18 protein-coding genes are annotated in these 23,977 nt (G+C 36.4%); all 18 read left to right on the top strand.

Annotated elements, in window-relative coordinates:
* The first annotated feature begins 14 nt into the window (after positions 1–14).
* Positions 15–2,180, top strand: a complete 2,166-nt coding sequence (infB, locus tag JM172_RS12705) for a translation initiation factor IF-2 (protein ID WP_214482722.1) — start codon at positions 15–17, stop codon at positions 2,178–2,180.
* Complete coding sequence (locus JM172_RS12710; RefSeq protein WP_214482723.1) at positions 2,180–2,458, top strand: DUF503 domain-containing protein; 279 nt, start codon at positions 2,180–2,182, stop codon at positions 2,456–2,458. Before infB ends, JM172_RS12710 begins: the two co-directional genes overlap by 1 nt.
* A 16-nt stretch (positions 2,459–2,474) precedes the next feature.
* Entirely contained in the window at positions 2,475–2,849 is a 375-nt protein-coding gene (rbfA, locus tag JM172_RS12715; protein ID WP_214482724.1) for a 30S ribosome-binding factor RbfA, read from the top strand.
* A gap of 472 nt (positions 2,850–3,321) precedes the next feature.
* Positions 3,322–4,242 carry a tRNA pseudouridine(55) synthase TruB gene (gene truB, locus JM172_RS12720; protein WP_214482725.1) on the top strand — a complete coding sequence of 307 codons (921 nt, stop codon included), beginning with the start codon at positions 3,322–3,324 and terminating at the stop codon, positions 4,240–4,242.
* Positions 4,243–4,483: 241 nt separating this feature from the next.
* Positions 4,484–5,452, top strand: a complete 969-nt coding sequence (gene ribF, locus JM172_RS12725) for a bifunctional riboflavin kinase/FAD synthetase (protein ID WP_214482726.1) — start codon at positions 4,484–4,486, stop codon at positions 5,450–5,452.
* Between the two features lie 105 nt (positions 5,453–5,557).
* A complete protein-coding gene (gene rpsO / locus JM172_RS12730; protein ID WP_214482727.1) occupies positions 5,558–5,827 on the top strand; it encodes a 30S ribosomal protein S15 in 270 nt (89 codons plus the stop codon).
* A 115-nt stretch (positions 5,828–5,942) separates the two neighbouring features.
* A complete protein-coding gene (gene pnp, locus JM172_RS12735) occupies positions 5,943–8,057 on the top strand; it encodes a polyribonucleotide nucleotidyltransferase (protein WP_214482728.1) in 2,115 nt (704 codons plus the stop codon).
* 490 nt (positions 8,058–8,547) lie between these two features.
* Positions 8,548–9,507: a polysaccharide deacetylase family protein gene (locus tag JM172_RS12740; protein ID WP_214482729.1), complete on the top strand. Its 960-nt coding sequence runs from the start codon at positions 8,548–8,550 to the stop codon at positions 9,505–9,507.
* 86 nt (positions 9,508–9,593) lie between these two features.
* A complete protein-coding gene (locus JM172_RS12745) occupies positions 9,594–10,829 on the top strand; it encodes a M16 family metallopeptidase (protein ID WP_214482730.1) in 1,236 nt (411 codons plus the stop codon).
* 103 nt (positions 10,830–10,932) lie between these two features.
* Entirely contained in the window at positions 10,933–11,184 is a 252-nt protein-coding gene (locus JM172_RS12750; RefSeq protein ID WP_214482731.1) for a YlmC/YmxH family sporulation protein, read from the top strand.
* 584 nt (positions 11,185–11,768) lie between these two features.
* Positions 11,769–12,668, top strand: a complete 900-nt coding sequence (dpaA, locus tag JM172_RS12755) for a dipicolinic acid synthetase subunit A (RefSeq protein ID WP_214482785.1) — start codon at positions 11,769–11,771, stop codon at positions 12,666–12,668.
* A complete protein-coding gene (locus tag JM172_RS12760; protein WP_214482732.1) occupies positions 12,668–13,270 on the top strand; it encodes a dipicolinate synthase subunit B in 603 nt (200 codons plus the stop codon). The genes dpaA and JM172_RS12760 overlap by 1 nt, the downstream gene beginning before the upstream one ends.
* Before the next feature lie 180 nt (positions 13,271–13,450).
* Positions 13,451–14,497 (top strand): aspartate-semialdehyde dehydrogenase, encoded by a 1,047-nt coding sequence (asd, locus tag JM172_RS12765; protein WP_214482733.1) that lies wholly within the window; start codon positions 13,451–13,453, stop codon positions 14,495–14,497.
* 58 nt (positions 14,498–14,555) lie between these two features.
* Entirely contained in the window at positions 14,556–15,809 is a 1,254-nt protein-coding gene (dapG, locus tag JM172_RS12770) for an aspartate kinase (protein WP_214482734.1), read from the top strand.
* Positions 15,810–15,927: 118 nt separating this feature from the next.
* On the top strand, positions 15,928–16,800 hold the full coding sequence (gene dapA / locus JM172_RS12775) for a 4-hydroxy-tetrahydrodipicolinate synthase (protein WP_214482735.1): 873 nt from the start codon (positions 15,928–15,930) through the stop codon (positions 16,798–16,800).
* Positions 16,801–17,097: 297 nt separating this feature from the next.
* On the top strand, positions 17,098–18,765 hold the full coding sequence (locus JM172_RS12780) for a ribonuclease J (RefSeq protein WP_214482786.1): 1,668 nt from the start codon (positions 17,098–17,100) through the stop codon (positions 18,763–18,765).
* A 616-nt stretch (positions 18,766–19,381) separates the two neighbouring features.
* A complete protein-coding gene (locus tag JM172_RS12785; RefSeq protein ID WP_214482736.1) occupies positions 19,382–20,893 on the top strand; it encodes an efflux RND transporter periplasmic adaptor subunit in 1,512 nt (503 codons plus the stop codon).
* Positions 20,893–23,961 carry an efflux RND transporter permease subunit gene (locus tag JM172_RS12790; RefSeq protein WP_214482737.1) on the top strand — a complete coding sequence of 1,023 codons (3,069 nt, stop codon included), beginning with the start codon at positions 20,893–20,895 and terminating at the stop codon, positions 23,959–23,961. Before JM172_RS12785 ends, JM172_RS12790 begins: the two co-directional genes overlap by 1 nt.
* Positions 23,962–23,977: the final 16 nt, after the last annotated feature.

The raw sequence follows: 23,977 nt of genomic DNA on the forward strand, positions 1-23,977 counted from the left end.
TTGGGGGTGACCATATGGGAAAAATGAGAGTTTATGAATATGCAAAAAAACAAAACATATCCAGTAAAGAGGTAATTAATAAACTTAAGTCTTTAAATATTGTAGTGTCTAACCATATGGCTATGATCGATCAAAATATGATTGATAAGCTAGACAATAGCTATAATAGCTCAAAGCAAAACGAAGCACCGAAAATGAATGAACAAAAGCCAAAACAGGAGCAGCAAAAAGTAAACACTAATAATTCAGCACCTGTAAACAAGGCTAATAATCAACGAGAAGGGAAAAAACAAAATTTGCAAGTCCAACATCAGGGTCAGAAAGTAACAAATAAAAATAAAAAGAACAAAAACAATAAAAAAAATAACAACAATAAAAATAAACAGCATCAACAGGCTCATCAGCCAGCAAAAAAAGTGGTAAAGGAACTACCATCAAAAATTACTTTTACAGGGTCTTTAACTGTTGGCGAACTTGCTAATAAATTAAACAAAGAGCCTTCTGAAATCATTAAAAAGCTATTGCTTTTAGGAGTAATGGCAACAATCAATCAAGACCTTGACAAGGATGCTATTGAGTTAGTTGCTAATGAATATGGTGTTGAGGTCGAAGAAGAAATCGTATTTGATGTGACAGAGTTTGAAAAATATGAAATGGAAGATTCAGAAGCTGACTTGAGCGAGCGTCCGCCAGTTGTAACAATTATGGGACATGTTGACCACGGTAAAACAACTTTGTTAGATTCAATACGAAATTCTAAAGTTACACAAAAAGAAGCTGGTGGGATTACACAGCATATCGGTGCGTATCAAATTGTTGCAAATGATAAGAAAATCACATTCCTAGATACTCCAGGACATGCTGCTTTTACAACAATGCGTGCACGTGGGGCCAAAATTACAGATATTACGATCTTAGTTGTTGCAGCCGATGATGGTGTTATGCCACAAACAGTTGAAGCAATTAACCATGCAAAAGCTGCAGAGGTACCAATCATTGTTGCCGTAAATAAAATGGATAAGCCATCAGCAAACCCTGAACGTGTCATGCAAGAGCTTACAGAACACGGCTTAGTCGCTGAAGATTGGGGCGGGGACACTATTTTTGTTCAGTTGTCTGCGATTACTGGTGAAGGGATAGACAATTTGTTAGAAATGATTCAGTTAGTTTCTGAAGTCGAAGAACTAAAAGCAAACCCTTCAAGAAAAGCAGTTGGAACAGTGATAGAGGCCCAATTAGATAAAGGTAGAGGGTCCGTTGCCACTTTGCTCGTTCAGAATGGAACGTTAAATGTCGGAGATCCTATTGTTGTTGGTAATACGTACGGACGTGTGAGAGCAATGGTCAATGATCTCGGTCGCCGAGTAAAACTAGCACAGCCTTCAACCCCAATTGAACTTACAGGTTTAAATGAAGTTCCACAGGCTGGAGATCAGTTCATGGTATTTAAAGATGAAAAAACTGCGCGACAAGTAGGAGAAGCGCGTTTACAGAAACAAATGCTTGAGCAGAGAAGTGCAAAAACTAAAGTTACGTTGGACGACTTGTTCGAACAAATTAAACAAGGGGAAATGAAAGACCTTAATATAATTGTCAAAGCAGACGTTCAAGGCTCTGTAGAAGCATTAGCGGCAGCATTACAAAAGATAGATGTTGAAGGCGTGAAAATTAAAATTATCCATACAGGTGTTGGGGCTATATCTGAGTCGGACATTATTCTTGCATCGGCTTCAGGTGCAATTGTTATTGGCTTTAACGTTAGACCTGATGTTAATGCGAAAAGAACTGCTGAAGCGGAAGATGTAGATATCCGCTTACACAGAATTATTTATAAAGTAATTGAAGAAATTGAAGCTGCGATGAAAGGATTACTTGACCCTGAATTTGAAGAAAAAGTGGTTGGTCAGGTCGAAGTTCGTCAAACATTTAAAGTTTCAAGAGTAGGAACAATTGCTGGTTGTTATGTAACAGACGGTAAGGTGACAAGAGATAGTGGAATTCGTCTTATTAGAGACGGCATTGTCATTTTTGAAGGTGAAATTGACACACTTAAACGATTTAAAGATGATGTGAAAGAAGTATCACAAGGTTACGAATGTGGTATTACGATTGAAAAGTTCAATGATATTAAGGATGGCGACATCATCGAAGCATATGTGATGGAAGAAGTAAGTAAATAATGATTGGTTATGTTGAATGTGAATGCATCATTTATGATGCATCTTCACTCAAAGAAAAGCGATCAGTATTACAACGTATCTTAACTCGACAAAAGCAACAATTTAATGTGTCAGTTTCTGAAATTGATTTTCATGATGTTTGGCAACGGACAAAGATCGCCATTGTAACTGTATCGAACAACAAAAAAACGAGTGAAATTGAACTTCAACATGCTTTAAAATTGCTTGATTCGTTTCCTGAAATCGAAAGAACGATTACAACGTATGAGTGGTTTTGAAAAAGAGGTGATTATCATGAGTCATAGATCAACTAGAATAGCTGAACAAATGAAAAAAGAGCTAGGCCAAATTATCGGTCAAAAAATGAAGGACCCACGTATTGGATTCGTAACTGTCACAGATGTACGTGTAACAGGCGATTTACAACAAGCAAAAGTATATATATCTGTTCTTGGTAATGACGAAGAGAAACAGAATACGTTGTTGGGATTAGAGAAAGCGAAGGGCTTCATTCGTTCAGAAATCGGTTCGCGGATTAGATTACGCAAAACACCAGAACTTTTATTCGAATTTGACGAGTCAATTGACTATGGGTATCGAATAGAATCTATATTGCATGATATTAACAAAGACGATAAAAACGAACAGCAAGATAATGAAAGAGGATAGGCGAATAGTCTATCCTTTTTTTAAAGAGACTGTTGCGGCAATGATTGTTGATTCAGGCTAGTTTCGCAAAAATTGTTAGAGCTAGACATGAAAATAATTATTGTAAGTGACGTCTTTTCTTCTCTAATCAATAGCAAAAATTTATAAAATCAAGCTACCGAGTATACGAAAGTAGTAATAAAGAGATCGTTAACATGCAATTTTCTTTGTACCAAGAAACGAGAATTTGATTGCAAGTAGGAAAGGTTTTGGACACTAGCTTCAACACACACCCCCTCGAGGTCACTTCACCATTATCATTTATGGCTAGCAGCGCCAATAAATCAAATGCTTCCATTGCTTGATGTGGATAATATCCCTGCGTTACGTACAGTGTATGATTCCAGTCATCTTTTTCATGAAAGCAAAGGTTCTAGGACTTACGAAAGGTGATCATTAAGCTAGCACATGTCTAAGTTAAGAGGTGATAAGTTTGAATGGAATACTATTACTAAATAAACCAAAGGGATTAACATCCCATGATTGTGTATTTAAATTAAGAAAGATGTTAAAAACAAAAAAAATAGGCCATACAGGCACTTTAGACCCGGATGTAACCGGTGTTTTGCCATTATGTGTTGGTCAAGCTACAAAAGTTGTTGAGTTTCTCACAGCCGAAAATAAAGTGTATGAAGGCGAGGTTACACTCGGCTTTTCCACAACTACTGAAGACGCTTCTGGGGAGGTTGTAGCAGAAAAAAAGGTAGATCGAGTGATTAGTCGACAAGAAGTTTTACAAGTGTTTAACCAGTTAACTGGACAAATCGAACAGACTCCACCTATGTACTCAGCAGTAAAAGTAAATGGCAAAAGGTTATATGAGTATGCCCGTCAAGGCATTGAGGTAGAGCGGCCAACAAGGACGATTACTATCCACGAGCTGTCTTTATTAGATGACCGGGAGTTATATACTAATGATACAGTTTCTTTTCGATTTAGAATTTCGTGTAGCAAAGGTACATACGTCCGTACAGTAGCAGTCATGATTGGTGAACTGTTAGGGTTTCCGGCTCATATGTCCAACCTTATTCGAACTGAGTCGGGCAGCTTCTCACTACAACAATGCTTATCTTTTGATGAAATCGAGCAGTTGGTCAATGATGGTGAAGTAGAGGAGAAATTATTAACGATTGAAAGCGCACTTACTCATTTGCCGAAATTACAAATAAATGATAAAGTAGCAGAGAAAGTGAAAAATGGTGCAGTTTTGCCTATGGCGGAAGAACTATCAGATATAGAAGTTAATGTGCCTTTTTGTATGGTGGATCGTTTTAATCAATGTTTAGCATTATATATAAAACATCCAGAAAAAATGCATTTGATGAAGCCAAAAAAAGTGTTAGTTACGGTATAGCTTTAATGTGCGATCATATTTCCTATTTCTACAAGGCTACCTTCTCATAGCTAGTTGTTAATAGTACCTAGAAATAAACGATGATACAGCTAGATTTCATGGGATTTTTTCTTCATTAAAACGATGCCTGCTGCGTAAAATGACATTTCTATCATATAGGAACGATAGCAGCAAAGCGAATGAAAAGAGCCTTCTACAAAAAGGTAACAAACGAGTAAGAATAAGAAAAGGTGAGCAATAAATGAAAGTTATAAATATATCTCATCCTCATCAAATGAAAAAGGAATTAATCCCAGAAACAGTTTTGGCATTAGGCTTTTTTGATGGAGTGCACTTAGGTCATCAAAAAGTGATAAAAACTGCGAAAGAAATTGCTAATCAACTCGGTATGAAAAGTGCAGTGATGACTTTTTTTCCTCATCCTTCAGTTGTCCTAGCAAGTAAAGAAAAACATGTTGAGTATATTACTACACAAGCAGCTAAGGAGCAATATATTGCCAATTTGGGTGTAGACATGTTGTATGTTGTGAAATTCACGAGCGAGTTTGCAAATTTATTACCTCAGCAATTCGTTGACGATTATATTATTAATTTGCATGCTAAGCACGTTGTTGCTGGCTTTGATTTCACTTATGGTAAATTAGGTAAGGGTACGATGGAAACGTTGCCGTTTCATTCAAGAAATCAATTCGCGCAAACGACAGTTGATAAATTGACAGAAGGCAATGAGAAGATTAGTTCTACAGCTATACGTACGATGATAAAGAACGGTAATATGAAATCACTTCCTAGCTTTTTAGGCCGTAACTATCATGTAACTGGTATCGTGATTGATGGGGATAAAAGAGGAAGAACGATTGGGTTTCCAACTGCTAATGTCAAACTAGAAGACAATCATATATATCCTGCTGTAGGAGTATATGCTGTTCGAATCAAAGTAAAATCAACGTGGTATCAGGGTGTTTGTAATGTAGGTTTTAAACCAACATTTAATAAGAAAGAAGACCTGAAGCCTTCTGTAGAAGTTCATATTTTCCATTTCGATGAAATGATATACGGTGAACAAGTCGTAATAGAATGGCATGACAGAATTCGTAACGAGCAAAAATTTTCAAGCATTGAAGACTTAGTACAGCAAATTGAAGTGGATAAACAAGAAGCAATCAAGTACTTTGAAAAAAATAAGGAACAGACTTGCTTTTTGTCATAAAAAGGTGTAACCTATTATACGTATTATGAAAAGAACCGTTGCTTGGCAAGACGATTCACCAACGTTTGCTCGGTAACTGGGGATTATTTTGAGGAGGTGAAATGGATGGCTATCACACAAGAACGTAAAAATGAACTAATTGGTCAATACAAGACTCATGAAAGTGATACTGGTTCTCCAGAAGTTCAAATTGCTGTCCTAACTGAGGAAATTAATAATTTGAACGATCATTTACGTGTTCACAAAAAAGATCATCATTCACGTAGAGGTCTTTTAAAAATGGTAGGTAAACGCCGTAACCTATTAAATTACTTACGTAATAAAGATGTTACACGTTACCGCGAACTAATTAATAAACTTGGCTTACGTCGATAATCAACAGAAAGCGGGAGAGGATTCCCGCTTTTTTGTTAGCAAAAAATATACATAAAACTTGTAAAATAAAGTTCATACTAAAGTAACAATATAAAGAATAGAGAGGGGCATGAATATGGGACAAGATAAGCAAATCTTTTCTACGGAATGGGCCGGTAGGAAGCTAACCGTAGAAGTAGGTCAATTAGCGAAACAAGCTAATGGTGCAGTGTTGGTACGTTATGGAGATACAGTTGTTCTTAGTACTGCTACAGCTTCGAAAGAACCTAAAAAAGTTGACTTCTTTCCTCTAACAGTCAATTATGAAGAGCGATTATATGCTGTTGGGAAAATTCCAGGAGGCTTTATTAAAAGAGAAGGGAGACCAAGTGAAAAGGCGATTTTAGCTAGTCGACTAATCGATAGACCAATTCGCCCATTATTCCCTGATGGATTTAGAAATGAAGTCCAAGTGGTAAGTATGGTCATGAGTGTGGATCAAGATTGTTCATCTGAGCAAGCAGCTATGTTCGGATCTTCGTTGGCGTTATCGGTATCAGATATTCCGTTTAGCGGTCCTATCGCTGGTGTTGTTGTTGGTAGAATTGATGGTGAGTTTATCATTAATCCATCGGTTTCACAAATGGAGGAAAGCGATATTCATTTAGTAGTCGCTGGTACAATAGATGCCGTTAACATGGTTGAAGCTGGTGCAGAAGAAGTTCCAGAAGAAACGATGCTTGAAGCAATTATGTTTGGACATGAAGAGATTAAAAGGCTTATTTCATTCCAGCAACAAATTGTTCAGGAAATTGGTAAAGAAAAAATGGAAGTAACACTTTATGAAGTTGATGAAGTACTTGAGAACGAAATTAGAGCACTCGCAGAGGAAGATATTAACAAGGCAGTACAAGTCTTTGAAAAAAAAGCTAGAGAGCAAGCAATTAACCAAGTTAAAGCATCTGTAATTGAAAAGTATGAAGAGCAAGATGCAAGCGAAGACACTTTAAAGCAAGTAAATGAAATTTTAGCTAAATTAGTTAAAAAAGAAGTTCGTCGCCTCATTACAGTAGAGAAGGTTAGGCCTGATGGACGTAAAGGTGATGAAATACGACCTCTTTCATCAACTATTGGAATTTTACCAAGAACTCATGGATCAGGTTTATTTACACGTGGACAAACCCAAGCATTGAGTATTTGTACATTAGGAGCTTTAGGGGATGTACAAATTTTAGATGGGCTTGGCATTGAAGAGTCGAAAAGATTTATGCATCATTATAACTTCCCTTCTTTTAGTGTTGGAGAAACGGGTCCAATGCGTGGTCCAGGACGTCGTGAAATTGGACACGGTGCCTTAGGTGAACGTGCACTTGAACAAGTAATCCCATCTGAGAAGGAATTTCCTTATACAATTAGGCTCGTATCCGAAGTGTTAGAGTCTAACGGTTCAACATCACAAGCTAGTATATGTGCTAGTACATTAGCTATGATGGATGCCGGTGTTCCAATTAAAGCACCTGTAGCGGGTATTGCAATGGGACTAGTAAAATCGGATGAGCATTATACAGTATTAACAGATATTCAAGGAATGGAAGATCATCTAGGTGACATGGACTTCAAAGTAGCTGGTACTGAAAAAGGCGTAACAGCATTGCAAATGGATATTAAAATTGAAGGTTTATCACGTGAAATTTTAGAAGAAGCATTACTGCAGGCTAAAAAAGGTCGGATAGAAATATTAAATAGTATGCTTGCAACAATTAGCGAGCCACGCCAAGTTCTGTCTGAGTATGCACCAAAAATATTCACTATGTCGATTAATCCGGATAAAATAAGAGATGTAATTGGCCCAAGTGGTAAACAAATTAATAAAATTATTGAAGAGACTGGGGTAAAAATCGATATCGAGCAAGATGGAACTGTCTTTATTTCTCATATGGATGAAGAAATGAATCAAAAGGCGAAGAAAATTATTGAAGATATCGTTCGTGAAATTGAAGTCGGCCAACTTTATCTAGGTAAAGTAAAAAGAATTGAAAAATTTGGTGCTTTTGTTGAGTTATTTAGTGGAAAAGATGGCCTTGTTCATATATCTGCACTTGCTGAAGAACGTGTTGGCAAAGTAGAGGATGTTGTCAAAATTGGCGATGAAATTTTAGTGAAAGTAATAGAAATTGATAAGCAAGGAAGAGTTAACTTATCAAGAAAAGCAGTTTTACGAGAGCAAAAGGAACAAGAACAAAAATCTTAAGCTTTTTCGTAAACTTTGTTGTATATTTTCAAAAAATGGACAGCAAGGTGAAGGTTTATCGATTATAAAAAATAGTAAAGATGTCACAAACGCTAGAGTTTACGTGTATTCTCTAGTTCAACAAGCTGTGCGAACGCATCAAAACTTTAAAAATTTGTTTCCATTATTTATAGCATAGACAGCTCGGCATTAAAGCCGAGTTTTTCTTAAGGCTTTCTTTTAGCAACTTTATTGCTACAAACCTACAGCAGCAAAACGAAGCTATATGTGATTTGAAGAGAAGATGGCATTTACAATCTAAATGTAGTCTTATTTATTTGTTAGAACGACATATAATTTTAGTGATCATGTATGTTAAAAGAACCCTATAGAGGGAGAAGACTTAAACGTGCGACCAACACATCATCTGCATTTTGAATAACATCTTCAATGTTAGTTGTTCTACCTTGTCCTCATTATACATATTTTTTAGTATAAAGGGGGAAAACTAATGAGAAAGTTATCAGTGCAGATTCTTGCTTTTATAACAATATTAATTATTACTATTGGTGCAGTCCAAAATCCGTTTACAACTAGTTACGTAAAAGGGTTAAAAAACAGTACGATGACTGTAGCAAAGCAAATGGATTCACTTTACATAGAAATAAAGGAGAAAGCTCCTCAATATAAGATTCCTGCACAGAATGCTGAGGTTCATAAAGTGTGGAAAGCAACACCTGGGTATAATGGTTTACAAGTTGATATAGAGGCTTCTTATGAGAATATGAAAAAAGAGGGTAATTTTGATGAGAAAAAACTTGTATTTCAACAAGTTAAGCCTAATATCCACTTATCGGATTTACCTCCTTCGCCAATATATAGAGGACATCCAGATAAACCGATGGTTGCTTTCCTAATAAATGTTGCTTGGGGAACAGAGTACATCCCATCAATGTTAGAAATATTAAATAAACATAAAGTAAAAGCTACTTTTTTTCTGGAAGGTCGCTGGGTAAAAGAGAACCCTGACCTTGCAAAAATGATAGTGGACGCTGGTTTTGAGGTTGGAAATCATTCGTACTCACATCCAAATTTAAGATTGATGGGTTCGGATGAAATCCGCGATCAATTAGTTAAGACAAACGACATCATTCAGGCAACGACAAATAAATCCTCAACTTTGTTTGCTCCACCTAGTGGAAGCATTCGAGATGAAGTTGTAGAAATTGCATCTGAGCTAAATATGGGGACGATTATGTGGAGTGTTGATACAATTGATTGGCAACGCCCAGAGCCTCATGTAATAGTAGACCGCGTAATGACTAAAGTACATAAAGGTGCAATGATCTTAATGCATCCAACTTCTTCAACAACCCAAGCACTTGAAACATTAATACTTTCAATTAAGCAAAAAAAATTACAAATAGTTGATGTTACTACATTACTAAGTGAAGAACGAATCTTACGATGAAGGTACGTTCGCTTAAAGACACCTTATTTTTACAATTTAATAGGTGAGAAACTAGTTAATAATGCAGTAACTAAGGAGGAACGAAGTTGATTAAGAAATATACATGCCAAAATGGTGCAAGAATTGTGTTAGAAAATATACCTTCTGTTCGTTCAGTTGCAATTGGTATTTGGATTAAAACTGGATCACGTAATGAAAATGAACAGAATAATGGAATTTCACATTTTTTAGAGCATATGTTCTTTAAAGGGACAACTAATCGTTCCGCTAAAGAGATTGCAGAAGCATTTGATAGTATCGGTGGACAAGTAAATGCCTTCACGTCCAAAGAATATACTTGTTACTATGCAAAAGTACTTGATGAGCATGCTACATACGCTTTGGATATACTGTCGGACATGTTTTTTAATTCTGTCTTTGATGAGGAAGAGCTACAGAAGGAAAAGAACGTTGTGCTTGAAGAAATTAAAATGTACGAAGACACTCCTGACGACATTGTACACGATTTATTAAGTAAAGCTACCTTTGGTCAGCATTCATTAGGCTATCCAATTTTGGGTACAGAAGAGACGCTTGAAACATTCAATGGAGAAGCTTTACGAGATTATATGAAAAATACATATACACCTGAAAATGTCGTGATTTCAGTAGCTGGTAACATTAATGAGAGCTTTATTAAAGATGTTGAGCAACAATTTGGGTCTTATGAATCTGAAGTAACGGTTGATGAATTAACGACGCCATCTTTCCATACGGACAAATTAGTACGTAAAAAAGAAACAGAACAGGCTCATCTATGTATGGGATTTAACGGGTTACCTGTAGGACATAAGGATATTTATAGTCTTATCGTGTTAAATAATATCTTAGGTGGAAGTATGAGTAGCCGCTTATTCCAAGAGGTTAGAGAAAAAAGGGGATTAGCCTATTCCATATTTTCTTATCATTCCTCTTATCAAGATAATGGTATGGTTACGATATATGGCGGAACAGGAAAACATCAGCTTGAAACATTATTTGATACCGTCCAAGAAACGTTATTAGACTTAAAAAATGACGGTATTAGTACAAAAGAGTTAAAAAATAATAAGGAACAAATGAAAGGAAATTTAACATTAAGTCTTGAAAGTACCAATAGTCGAATGAGTAGAAACGGTAAAAACGAACTGTTGTTAAAACGTCATCGGTCATTAGATGAGGTACTATTAGATATTGATTCAGTTAGTGAAGAGAGTGTCAATCGTTTAGCAAGAGAACTTTTTACTGAACAGTTCTCCACAGCTCTCATTAGTCCTGACGGTATATTGCCGGTAGGCAAATAAGCCATCTTCAACATGATCGTCCAAACGATTTTATGCCTATAGAAACTTGTAGGCATTTTTTTTATGTTTATCCCCTACAATGTAGTAGAGAGGAGGATAAAAAATGAGATTAAGTGAATTAAGTGGCAAGGAAATTGTTGATGTCAAAAGAGCAGAAAGATTAGGAGTACTAGGCCAAACTGACTTAGAGATCAATGAACAAACTGGACAGATAAATGCATTAATTATTCCAACATTAAAATGGTTTGGATTTCGAAAGCAAGGCACTGAAGTGCGTGTTCCTTGGAAGCATATTAAAAAAATTGGATCCGATATGGTGATTATAGACATACCAGAAACTGAAACAAACGAGTGAAACTTTAAAAATGAGATGTTAGAGGTTGTGATCAGGTGGAAATGATACTCCACCTGATTGAGTATCTCTATTTGTGATAATGTGCGTCTAACAGTCTTTTAGCCGAGCTATCAATCGGTGTCTTTAATGCATAATCTTTTTTACATAGATGGTTGATTTTGTACTGTAACTAGAATTTGCTTCAACTTCTACCTTCGGTACAAAGAGATAGAAGTTATTAAATTCGTCGTCAGCTATTTTTACGAAAGGCTGTGTTCGAATTGTTTGTGGTTTATCGTTAGAAAAAATAAGTACGTATACAACTAAAGTTTCATGGCAATTTTTCTTCTAAAACCCATACGGTCACATATCCCCCTAATTTACTGCTTCAATCGTTATAAAGGTTCCAAAAAGAGCCTTATGATAATAACGTCATATCACTATAGAGGCAATAATAAAAGATTAACTGGATTTGGTTAGTCTTTTTTTTTGTAATCATTCACCTTATGAAATCCCATAACATAAAATGTGAAAGGAACGGGAATATATAGGCATTTATCCTACACATTTTGCGCGTAATTTATCATCAAAAGAAGGTGAATTTAATGCTAACAGGCATGAACATCGCTGTTATAGGTGGAGATGCACGTCAACTTGAGGTCATACGGAAGCTAACTGAGTTAGATGCAAAGTTATCATTAATAGGGTTTGATCAGCTAGACCATGGATTTACTGGGGCTACTAAAGAGCAAATTGACGAACTTAAATATTCAGATATAAGTGCCATCGTATTACCTATAGCTGGAACGAACAATGAAGGAAAAATAGAAACAATATTTTCAAATGAAAAAGTAGTGCTAACAAAAGAAATGTTATTACAAACACCAGAACATTGTGCGATATATACGGGTATTAGTAACGAATACTTGGATCAACTTACGACAGCATCTAATAGAAAACTCGTACAAATAATGGAAAGAGATGATGTGGCGATATACAACTCAATACCTACAGTTGAGGGTACGATCATGATGGTCATTCAAAATACCGATTTTACCATTCATAATTCAAAAGTAGCCGTATTAGGGTTTGGTAGGATTGGCATGAGCGTTGCTCGTTCTTTTCACTCACTAGGAGCTATGGTGAAGGTTGGTGCAAGGCGATCAGAACATTTAGCTAGAATCTATGAAATGGGGATAGAGCCTTTTCATTTATCGTTATTAAATAAAGAAGTTAGTGATATTGATGTGTGTATTAATACCATTCCTCATCCTATTGTGACAGCAGGCGTGATTTCTAGAATGCCAGCCCATACATTAATTGTTGATCTGGCAACAAAACCAGGTGGAACCGATTTTCGTTACGCAGAAAAACGCGGCATTAAAGCGTTTTTAGCACCTGGCTTACCAGGTATCGTTGCACCAAAAACAGCAGGTCAAATTGTTGCCAATGTACTGTCTCAATTGTTAATTGAAGACTTACAACAAAGAAAGGTGGACGAATAATGTCGTTAGTTGGGAAAAGAATAGGTTTCGGCTTAACAGGTTCACATTGTACCTATGATGCGGTAGTACCACAAATTAAGCAACTAATTAAGTCAGGTGCAGAGGTATTGCCTGTTGTTTCTCACACTGTTCAAACAACCGACACTCGGTTTGGCGAAGGTGAAGGTTGGATACGAAAAATTGAAGAGCTAACAGGTCAAGAAGTAATCAATACAATTGTAAAAGCAGAACCGCTTGGACCAAAAATTCCTTTAGATTGCATGGTAATTGCTCCATTAACAGGTAATTCATTGAGCAAATTTGCTAACGCAATGACTGATTCCCCAGTACTAATGGCTGCAAAAGCAACGTTAAGAAACCAAAGACCGGTGGTTGTTGGTATTTCAACAAATGATGCGCTTGGCTTGAATGGTGTCAATTTAATGAGGTTAATGGCTACGAAAAATATATACTTTATACCTTTTGGTCAAGACGCACCGGTAAAGAAACCAAATTCTATGGTTGCTGATATGGATAAGCTACAGGGTACCGTATTATCAGCTCTGGAAGGTCGACAATTACAACCAGTAATAATTGAGCGCTTTCAAGATAGCCAACTTTGAATAAACTTGATAAAATATAATAGAAGTGCAAAATTATGAGGGATTTTATTTAAAAACTGCTCTTCTTTAATGCGTGAATATGATAAAATATTGTTTATTATAAAATAGGGGAACAGATGAACTATTCCTCATTAATGATGAATGATACCTTAGTTGGTTACTTTCGAAAGGGGCAATAAAATGGAGCACGTTAAAGGATATCATGTGGCAGTTTTAGGAGCAACAGGGGCAGTAGGACAACAAATGATCAAAACTTTAGAAGAGCGAAAATTCCCGGTAGCAAAGCTAACCTTGCTTTCGTCAGAGCGTTCAGCAGGAAAAAAAGTGTTGTTTAATGGGAATGAAGTAGAAGTGCAAGTTGCAACACCAGAGAGTTTTCAAGGTGTGGACATAGCTCTTTTTAGTGCAGGTGGTAGTATTTCAAAAAGATTTGCACCAGAAGCGGTGAAGCATGGTGCGATTGTTGTGGATAATACAAGCGCGTTCAGAATGGATGAAAATGTACCTCTCATTGTTCCTGAAGTAAATGAAGATGATCTTAAAAACCATCAAGGAATTATTGCTAATCCGAATTGTTCGACCATTCAAATGGTCGTTGCATTAGAACCTATTCAAAAAGCATTTGGACTAACAAAAGTCTTAGTTTCAACATATCAGGCAGTATCTGGTGCAGGTGCAGCTGCAATTAAAGAATTAAAAGATCAAACAAAAGCAATTATCGAAAATGAAGAATTTACTCCGGCTGTGCTACCGGTAAGTCGAGACGATAAGCACTATCAAATAGCGTTTAACGCGGTGCCACAAATTGATAAATTCCAAGATAATGGTTTTACGTTTGAAGAGATGAAAATGATCAATGAAACAAAAAAGATTATGCATAGACCAGATTTAGAAGTTGCAGCGACATGCGTTCGTCTTCCTATAGAAACAGGGCATTCTGAATCAGTATATTTTGAGATTAAGGATCAGAATGTTGCAGCGCAAGATGTAATTAATGTACTATCGGATGCACCTGGTGTAGTCGTTCAAGACAATACAGCAGAACAGGTCTATCCAATGCCTGCCCATAGTGTAGGTAAAAACGATGTTTTTGTAGGTAGAATACGTAAAGATTTAGACCGTGATCATGGATTTCACATGTGGGTAGTATCTGATAATTTACTCAAAGGTGCAGCTTGGAATTCTGTGCAAATTGCAGAAAGTCTATATAAATTAAATTTAGTGTAAATTCATATAAGCTGAGTTAAATCTTGTATGAAGTTGGAAAACTACAAGAGGTGTAATAATGAAAATCATCGTTCAAAAATTTGGAGGAACTTCTGTAAAAGACGAAAAGGGTCGTAACCTAGCTAGGGAGCATATTGAACATGCATTATCAGAGGGCTATAAAGTTGTTGTGGTTGTTTCTGCTATGGGTAGAAAAGGCGCCCCTTATGCAACAGATACTTTAATTGATTTGTTAGGTTCAGATAAAAGTATGATAAGTAAACGCGAACATGATATGTTGCTATCTTGTGGTGAAATAATTTCCAGTGTGGTTTTCTCAAATATGTTAAATTCTTTTGGAATTCAAGCAACTGCAATGTCTGGTGCACAAGCAGGTTTTCGCACGAATGATGACTTCACGAATGCAAAGATTACAGATATGAAATGCGATCGTGTCATTTCGTTACTAGCTGATTATGATGTTATCGTAGTAGCTGGATTTCAAGGAGCTACGAAGTATGGAGATGTAACTACGATTGGTCGTGGTGGCAGTGATACATCTGCTGCAGCTCTCGGTGCTGCACTTCAAGCAGAATGGATAGATATTTTCACAGATGTAGAGGGTGTCATGACGGCTGACCCACGCGTCGTTTCTTCAGCAAAACCATTAGACATAGTAACATATAATGAGATATGTAATATGGCTTATCAAGGAGCAAAGGTTATACATCCTCGTGCTGTTGAAATTGCTATGCAAGCTAAGGTTCCGATTAGAATTCGTTCAACTTATTCCAATTCACCAGGGACACTTGTTACCACATTGGATAAAAATAATAAAGGTTGCGATGTGAAAGAACGACTTATTACAGGCATTGCTTATGTTTCTAATGTTACACAAATCAAAGTGTTTGCTAAAGAAAATGAGTTTAACCTTCAAACAGAAGTGTTTCAAGCAATGGCTAATGAAAAAATTAGTGTTGACTTTTTTAACATTACACCAAATGGCGTAGTGTACACAATTCCTGATGAATTAACAGATCATGCGATTGAAATCTTAAAACGCAAAGGTTATGATCCAATCATCACAAGAAATTGTGCAAAGGTGTCTACTGTCGGTGCTGCAATAAATGGTGTTCCTGGAGTAACAGCGAAAATCGTCACAGCTTTATCAGAACTAGGAATTCAAATTTTACAATCAGCTGATAGCCATACAACCATTTGGGTGTTAGTTAAACAGGATGATATGGTAAAAGCTGTCAATGCATTACACGATGCCTTTCAACTTTCAGGAGAAAATCACGAAGTCGGAAGTAATAATCATAAAACATCATGATAGTGTTCACTATTGGGGACAACAAGAGGAGAAGAACAGACTACTTTGATCTAGTGCATAAGTTTGTTCCGGACTTTTTGAAGTATCCTTTTACAAATATTAGTAAGGAGTGGGAAGATTGATTGATTTCGGGAATGTGGCTACTGCGATGGTTACACCATTCGATAATCGTGGCAATATTGATTTTTCGAAAACTAGCCAACTCGTAAATTACTTAATTGACAATGGTACAGACTCCCTTGTCATTTCAGGTACTACAGGTGAATCAGCAACCTTATCTACTGAAGAAAAAATCGCTTTGTTCCAACATGTGGTTTCAGAAGTAGCTGGAAGGGTTCCAGTCATTGCTGGTACTGGAAGTAATAATACGTATGCATCTATTGAATTAACAAAAAAAGCTGAAGAAACAGGAGTAGATGCGATTCTTCTTGTAGCACCGTATTACAATAAACCAAATCAAGAAGGTTTATACCAACATTTTAAAGCAATCGCCAACAGCACAAAGCTTCCTGTAATGCTTTATAATGTTCCAAGCAGAACAATAACTAATATCTCACCAGAGACAATTATTAAACTTTCAAAAATTGACAATGTCGTTGCGGTAAAAGACGCCAGTGGTGATTTAAACGCTATGACAGAAATCATCGCAAATACTGACGAAGGTTTTCTTTTATATAGTGGAGATGATGGTTTAACTCTTCCTATACTTGCAATAGGGGGCAGTGGGATCGTGTCTGTTGCATCGCATGTTATTGGCAACGAGATGCAGGAAATGATCCATGCATATCGCAATAATAAGTTAAATGAATCAGCATTGCTTCACCAGAAACTATTACCTGTTATGACGGGTCTTTTTATGGCACCGAGTCCTGCACCAGTAAAAACAGCTTTACAAATACGCGGACTAGATGTTGGTTCAGTTCGATTACCGTTAGTGCCTTTAGCGGAGCATGAAAGGGTTAAATTATCCGAACTACTACAGCAAATTTAATGAAGGAAAGAGCCATCACAATTGTGATGGCTCTTTTTTTGTAATCTTTGTCGCTATTACTATCAATGGACTTGTAATATGAGGTTTATGAGAGACCCATATGTTAAGAGGATAAATGAAGCAACGAACGCTAGATTGCTTGCTAATATCTAAGGGGAGGTAGCGATAATCAATGTGAAAAATAGTCTTAATATATGTGCAAATCGCCCCGTTAATTAACTTGTATTCAAATTCATGCATCAGTTATAATGGACGTAAGTTATTTAGCGACGGGTAAATTGTACATAGGAGGATATTATATTGAATGAAAAGAAAGACAATATAAGATTAATTGCGCTTGGAGGGCTAGGTGAAAGCGGCAAAAATATGCATGTAGTGGAAATAGATACAGATATTTTTGTAGTTGACGCTGGGCTTAAATATCCAGAGGGTGAAATGTTCGGGGTTGACGCTGTCATTCCTGATATTAATTATTTAATTAAAAATAAGGAGAGAGTGAAAGGGATATTTTTAACCCACGGTCATGAAGACCATATCGGTGCCATACCTTATGTATTGAAAGAGCTAAGAGTACCGATATATGGTACGAAATTAACATTAGCCTTAGTAGGGCAATTATTAAAACAGCATGGACTGACGGCTGATGACTTATTGAATGAAGTAACAGCAACGTCAATATTGACAGTTAATAAAGTGAAAGTATCTTTTTTCCGAACAACTCATAGTATACCAGATTGTGTTGGCATTTGTTTTCATACAGCTGAAGGTGCAATTGTACATACTGGGGATTTCAAATTTGACCAAACACCTGTTGGAATGGAAACCGCTGATATTGATAGGATGGCATCTATAGGCAAAGAAGGGGTGCTTTTTCTTTTATCTGATAGCTCCAATGCTGATAAACCAGGATATTCTGTATCCGAATCGGTCATTGGGCAAGAAATTTCTGAGGGAATTTACAGTGCTCCAAACCGTGTTGTAGTAGCAACCTTTGCATCTAATATTAATCGAATTCAACAAGTGTTTGATGCAGCCGAAGAGAATAATCGTAAAGTAGCCATTGTGGGAAGGCACATTTATGACATAGTTATGCTTTCAATAGACTTAGGCTATTTAAAAGTAAGTGATGATATAATTACACCTCTAAATCAAATTGAAAAATTACCAGATCATCAAGTATTAATTTTAACGTGTGGAACGAAGGGCGAGCCTATGGCTGCTTTATCAAAAATGGCAACTCAATCAAATAAACCTGTACATATACAACCGAAAGATACGGTTTTAATCGCTTCGCCAGTCATCCCTGGAAGTGAACTAATTGTTTCAAAAACAATTGATCATCTTCTTCGTATTGGAGCCAATGTCGTTTATAACAAAAAACTAACTGACACTTCTAGTCACGGAAGCCAAGAAGAGCTTAAATTGATGTTAAATATGATGAAGCCTACCTACTTTATACCAACCCACGGCGAGTATCGAATGCAAAGTGCTCATGCTAAATTGGCACTTTCAGTTGGGGTGAAATCTGAAAATGTTTTAATTGTAGATAATGGTGATGTAGTTGAATTTAATAACGGTAAAGTTTCGACAGGAGAAAAAGTCCCTGCTGCCAATATCTTAATTGATGGTTTAGGCGTTGGCGATGTAGGACACATCGTATTACGAGATCGTAAACTACTATCTAAAGATGGTATTCTTATCGTTGTCGTAACACTTGATAAAGTAAAAAAGCAAATTGCATCAGGGCCCGAAATCATTACAAGAGGATTTGTTTATGTAAGGGAATCAGAATCACTTATAGAACAAGCTTGCGAGATTGTAAACAAAATTATAGCTCAGTGTGTTAAAGGGTATGTAATTGAATGGAATTCAATCAAAATAAGTATTCGGGATGCTTTAAATGAATTTTTGTTCCAACAAACAAAACGACGTCCAATGATTTTGCCGATTATAATGGAAGTGTAATGATTTTTGGTCAGCTTGTAAGATTTTAATACATCTAGCTCTGTAAATAGCGTAGGAACCTGTACTTGTGAATAGAGTCTTCACTTTTTCACGAATTTCAACAAGTTGATCAAGTGTACTTTCTATCTTAAGGGTTTGAAGTTAATTATATACCGTTTACTTTCCATTATTGTAGTGTTGAGATAGAAGTATTTTCCTCAACACTCTTTATTTATTCACAAGGCTCTTTTCATAAACGTTGTTGATATCGTTATCAACTTAGTACCACAAAGTTTTATATCATTAGTTATCGTTGTACAAAAGAAAAGATGCCGAAAATCTAGTTGTGCACGTGTATACTTCTTAATACCAAACGGAAACAGCTATTTACAATAGCTAGGAAAAACCCAAGACTATAAAGTGTTATGTGACAAAAATGTAAGATGTATAATCTTAAATGTAAGGGTAATCAATTTGTATACTCTAAGCTGTAATATATACTTATAAAGGAGATACAAAAGTTAATAACATAGTTTCGTCAAATCGATAGTTATAGCTTTATGAATGTAATTAATTCCATTATAATTATCATTTGGACATATTTTTGGTTTATAGAAAAGGAGCTGTAAGTGAATTGGTGGGGAATAAAGTTAGTATACTAGTGGCCGTTGTTTTATTATTAACTGGTTGTTCAGCGGGTTCGAATGTAAATGGAGAAGCTGGTACCAAGAATAATAATATGACTGCAATACAAAGTGTTGCGGTTGAAACTCAAAGTGTGGAAAAGGGTAATCTTGAAGCCCAAAAACGTTTAATAGGAGATGTGGTTCCAGCATCTGTTGTTGAGGTTGTGGCTAAAGTTAGTGGTGAATTACTATCAATAAATGTTAAAAATGGCGATTTGGTAAAAAATGGACAAGTTATAGCTGACATTGATGGGAAAAGTTATACAGATGGCTTACAGCTTGACCAAATTTCTTTAGCAAATGCAAAGCAACAATTAGAAAGTGCCATTGTTGCTAAAGAGCAAGCTGAAAATCGTTTGGAGCAAGTAATGGCAAATCTAACTAAAGCTGAACTTGCATTAAGTGATAAACAAGCGAATGACGAAACGAGCACGTCCCAAACTGATTTAGACTTAGCGAATCTACAACAACAATGGGAAGATGCAACTATAAACCGTGAACGACTTGAGCGTTTATACGAGGATGGTGCTGTATCTTTACAAGAAGTAGAGCAAGCCGAGCAAAGAGAACAGCAAGCTGAAATTAATTATGAAAAGGCACAATTAAATGCAGCTGATGAACAATCATTTGAGCAAGATGAAATAAATATTGAAAATGCCAAAATAGACGTTGCTTCAGCTGAAAAAGATGTAGAAAAAGCAGCAATCTCAGTTGAACAAGCAAAAATCTCAGTACAGCAGGCTAGTACGAAAGTTGGTCAATCTGAACGAAATATTCAAGACACTGTAGTATATGCGCCTATCTCTGGTGAGGTAAAAGCAGTTAATTACGTAGTTGGGGAAAATGTATCCCCACAAAAAGCTTTGTTAACGATTTCGGATGTGTCCAATTATATGGTGAAAACGCAAATTACCCAGGAGCAGAAAAATCTACTCACATTAGGTAAAGAAGTAAAAGTGGATAGAGCAACAGAATCTGAAGCGTTAATAGCAGTAGTGACTTTTATTTCTTCAACGCGGAATGATGAAGGGCTTTTTGAAGTAGAGTTACATTTCAAAGGCGAAACAACAAATATGAGTGGGGGAGAAGTAGTTCAGTTAATCTTTACTGATATTTTAGTAGAAAATGAGCTGTTAGTTCCAACACATTCAATTATACAAAAAGGTGACAATACATATGTTTTTGTCGTTGAAGATGGCAAAGCAGCGAGACGGGATGTAGAAGTTCTGAACTTACAATCTGATTTGTCTGCAATAACAGGAGAAGTATCAGAAGGTGATGAACTTATAATTAATGGACATAAGCTAGTATCTGATGGAATGAACGTATTGCTCCCTGGTGAAGAACTAGAAATAATGGAGCAAGATTCAAAAGAAGCTACAAACCCACAAGATCAGCAAGACGAAAACGATAAATCAGACAAAGATTCAAAAGAGGAATCGGATGATCGAGGTGGTGAATAATGCATTTATTAAAAACAGCGGTACAGCGCCCTGTAAGTGTAATAATGCTTGCGATTTGTGTAATAATAATCGGTATGATATCACTTCGTGATATACCTTTAGATCTATTACCAGAAATTGAAGAAAATGTTGTTACAGTTTCGACTACTTACAGCAGTGCATCTCCACAAGAGATTGAAAAGCTAATTACGGAGCCGCTTGAAAAACAAATTGCATCTTTAGATGGAGTAGAATCCATTTCATCAACTTCTAGAACTGGTGCGTCGTCTATCATCATAGAGTACTCTACCTCAATTGAGTTAGACGAAGCGGTATCAGAGCTGCAACAGAAGTTATCAAGGGTAAGTAGTATATTACCAGATGATGCTGATGCACCAGCAGTTTCAAAATTTGATATTAATAGTATGCCAATCATTTATCTAGGCTTAACCGGAAAAGATGTTACATCTCTTGAACAGATTGCTAAGGATATTGCACCAAACTTTGAAAAGATCGAAGGTGTCGCTGCGGTTGACATAGAAGGTGGAGAGCAGAGGGAAATACAAGTAATCATCGAGCCATTATTACTTGAACAATATAACCTAACAGTTTCCGATGTGGTGAACTCAATGAGGGGAAAAAATACATCTGCAACCGTAGGTGATGTGATTCAAGGGAATCAAGTTGTCCAAATTCGTGTTGATGGTGAGTATCAGTCAATCGATGATATCAAAGCTACTCTAATTCCACTTGCTAGTGGTAAAACCATTGCGATTGAGGAAGTTGCAACAATATCAGATACGGTGAGTGATCGTCAGACGATTACTAGATTGAACCATGAACCAACTGTATTATTGTCTATTTCAAAGCAATCGGGGACAAATACTGTTAATATATCTGATGCGATACATGAGGAATTAAATAAAGTTCAGCGGGAATTAGACGAAGGTGTTGAATTTATTGTTGTAATGGATACATCAACATTTATTAAGGATTCAATAGATGGTGTTACGACTAGTTTATTAGCAGGTGGAGCTTTTGCAATACTAGTTTTATTGTTTTTCTTAAGAAGTGTTCGTGCAACGGCAGTAATTGGTTTATCTATTCCTTTTGCAATTATTTGTACGTTTATTTTAGTTAATTACGCTGATCAAACGTTAAATATCATCACATTATCTGGTTTAGCCCTAGGGATCGGTATGATGGTTGACAGTTCGATTGTTATTTTAGAAAACATAACAAAATACCGCCAAACTGGCATGGACTCCAAGCAAGCTGCTATTAAAGGAGGAAGTGAACTTATTTCTGCTGTAGTAGCATCAACGTCTACAACACTTGTTGTATTTTTACCAATGATTTTGATCGATAATGGACAAATTACCCAAATCTTTTTACCACTAGCGTTAGTCGTTTCATTTTCATTAATTGCTGCTTTATTAGTTGCGATGACGCTAGTTCCAATGATGTCATCGACATTGTTAAAATCTTCAACCGATAGTAAAGTTGCAAGTGATCCACGTTGGATGAAATTTCTAAAAAAACGCTATTTGTCTACTTTGACATGGAGTTTGAAGCGACGTTGGATCGTGATTCTTAGTACCTTCTTACTTACTGTGGGTAGTTTGTTTTTAATTGCGATGCTAAAGTTAGAGACTTTCCCACAAGCAGCAGAGGACCAGCTTACGATATCATCTAGTTTTGATAGTGGTACAGATTTTGAGGTGGTTGAAGGTTATGCAGATGAAGTGGAAAAGATATTAGTAGATTATGAGAGTAACATTGATATCCAATACACAGTAGTCCAACCAACGAGCGTTAGTGTAACTCTTTTGTTGCTAGATGAAAAAGAACGTAATATGGATAATGTTACTCTTGCGAATGCAATACAAAATGACTTGAAAAAAATTATCGGTGCTGATTTTAACACGAGACAAGCAACTCGAGGTGTGAATGGCGGTGCCGACTTTACTATTCGCCTATCAGGTCCAGAGCAAGAGGTATTAAATTCATTGACTGAACAAGTAGAACTTCTTCTATCACGCATACCATCTATTGAAAACGTTGAGGTGCCAAGTGTTAACGGTCAGCCACAGCTAACTGTAAAAGTAGATGACGCATTAGCAGAAAAATATCATTTAAGCCAAAGTCAAATTATAGGTCAAATTAGTGAAATTTTTCATGGCAATACAGCGACAAAACTTCGTGAAAATGGTGATGAGTTCGATGTTGTTGTTAAGTTACCAGATTCAGAAACGGAAAGTATGGAGGCTCTCTCTTCCTTATTGTTAAAGACACCATCTGGACAGCATATTCCATTAACATCAGTAGCAGCTGTTGAGCAAACGTTAGGCCCTGTATCAATAAAGCGTGAAGACCAGCGACAACAATATGCAATTACAGCAGATATAGTTGATAGTGCAGATGCTCGTCAGGTAACAGCACAGGTGGAACAGCTACTATCACAAATCCCAGCACCAAAAGGATATGATGTTACAACTGAAGGTGTTCAACAAGATTTTAACGAATCACTAGGTAACCTTTTAATTACATTAGCATTGGCTATTTTTCTAGTGTATACAGTTATGGCAATACAATTTGAATCATTTTCATATCCATTTATCGTGATGTTTTCAGTACCAACAACAATTGTTGGAGTCATCTTAGGCTTATTCATTACTGGAACTGCGCTTAGCTTCTCTGCGTTTATTGGCTTGATCGTCTTAGCTGGTATCGTCGTTAATAATGCGATCGTATTAGTTGACTATATTAATCAGTTAAAAAGGGAAGGGAAGGAGCGTAAGGAGGCTATTATATTAGCCGGTGGAAGTCGATTGCGACCTATTTTAATGACTACTTCCACAACTGTACTAGGAATGCTACCAATTGCTTTAGGGATTGGTGAAGGGAGCGAAATGCAGCAACCGATCGGTATTGTTGTAATTTTCGGCTTAACCGTGTCAATGTGCTTTACCCTGCTATTTGTTCCCGTTATGTACACAATCATTGATGATATGGGTAGTTGGTTCAAAAGGCTCTTTACTAGAAAGAAAGCTTCACAAGCATCTAATTCTGAAACAATCGCAGGATAAAATATGAGGTGAAAAT

The sequence above is a fragment of the Bacillus sp. SM2101 genome (genome assembly GCF_018588585.1).
GTDB lineage: Bacteria > Bacillota > Bacilli > Bacillales > SM2101 > Nanhaiella > Nanhaiella sioensis.

What these genes read in the sequence shown, in the direction of transcription:
- dpaA (WP_214482785.1), top strand. Translation starts at nt 11,769, where the DNA reads ATGCTAACAGGCATGAACATCGCTGTTATAGGTGGAGATGCACGTCAA.
- JM172_RS12750 (WP_214482731.1), top strand. Translation starts at nt 10,933, where the DNA reads ATGAGATTAAGTGAATTAAGTGGCAAGGAAATTGTTGATGTCAAAAGA.
- dapG (WP_214482734.1), top strand. Translation starts at nt 14,556, where the DNA reads ATGAAAATCATCGTTCAAAAATTTGGAGGAACTTCTGTAAAAGACGAA.
- rpsO (WP_214482727.1), top strand. Translation starts at nt 5,558, where the DNA reads ATGGCTATCACACAAGAACGTAAAAATGAACTAATTGGTCAATACAAG.
- rbfA (WP_214482724.1), top strand. Translation starts at nt 2,475, where the DNA reads ATGAGTCATAGATCAACTAGAATAGCTGAACAAATGAAAAAAGAGCTA.
- infB (WP_214482722.1), top strand. Translation starts at nt 15, where the DNA reads ATGGGAAAAATGAGAGTTTATGAATATGCAAAAAAACAAAACATATCC.
- asd (WP_214482733.1), top strand. Translation starts at nt 13,451, where the DNA reads ATGGAGCACGTTAAAGGATATCATGTGGCAGTTTTAGGAGCAACAGGG.
- JM172_RS12710 (WP_214482723.1), top strand. Translation starts at nt 2,180, where the DNA reads ATGATTGGTTATGTTGAATGTGAATGCATCATTTATGATGCATCTTCA.
- pnp (WP_214482728.1), top strand. Translation starts at nt 5,943, where the DNA reads ATGGGACAAGATAAGCAAATCTTTTCTACGGAATGGGCCGGTAGGAAG.
- JM172_RS12790 (WP_214482737.1), top strand. Translation starts at nt 20,893, where the DNA reads ATGCATTTATTAAAAACAGCGGTACAGCGCCCTGTAAGTGTAATAATG.
- JM172_RS12740 (WP_214482729.1), top strand. Translation starts at nt 8,548, where the DNA reads ATGAGAAAGTTATCAGTGCAGATTCTTGCTTTTATAACAATATTAATT.
- JM172_RS12760 (WP_214482732.1), top strand. Translation starts at nt 12,668, where the DNA reads ATGTCGTTAGTTGGGAAAAGAATAGGTTTCGGCTTAACAGGTTCACAT.
- ribF (WP_214482726.1), top strand. Translation starts at nt 4,484, where the DNA reads ATGAAAGTTATAAATATATCTCATCCTCATCAAATGAAAAAGGAATTA.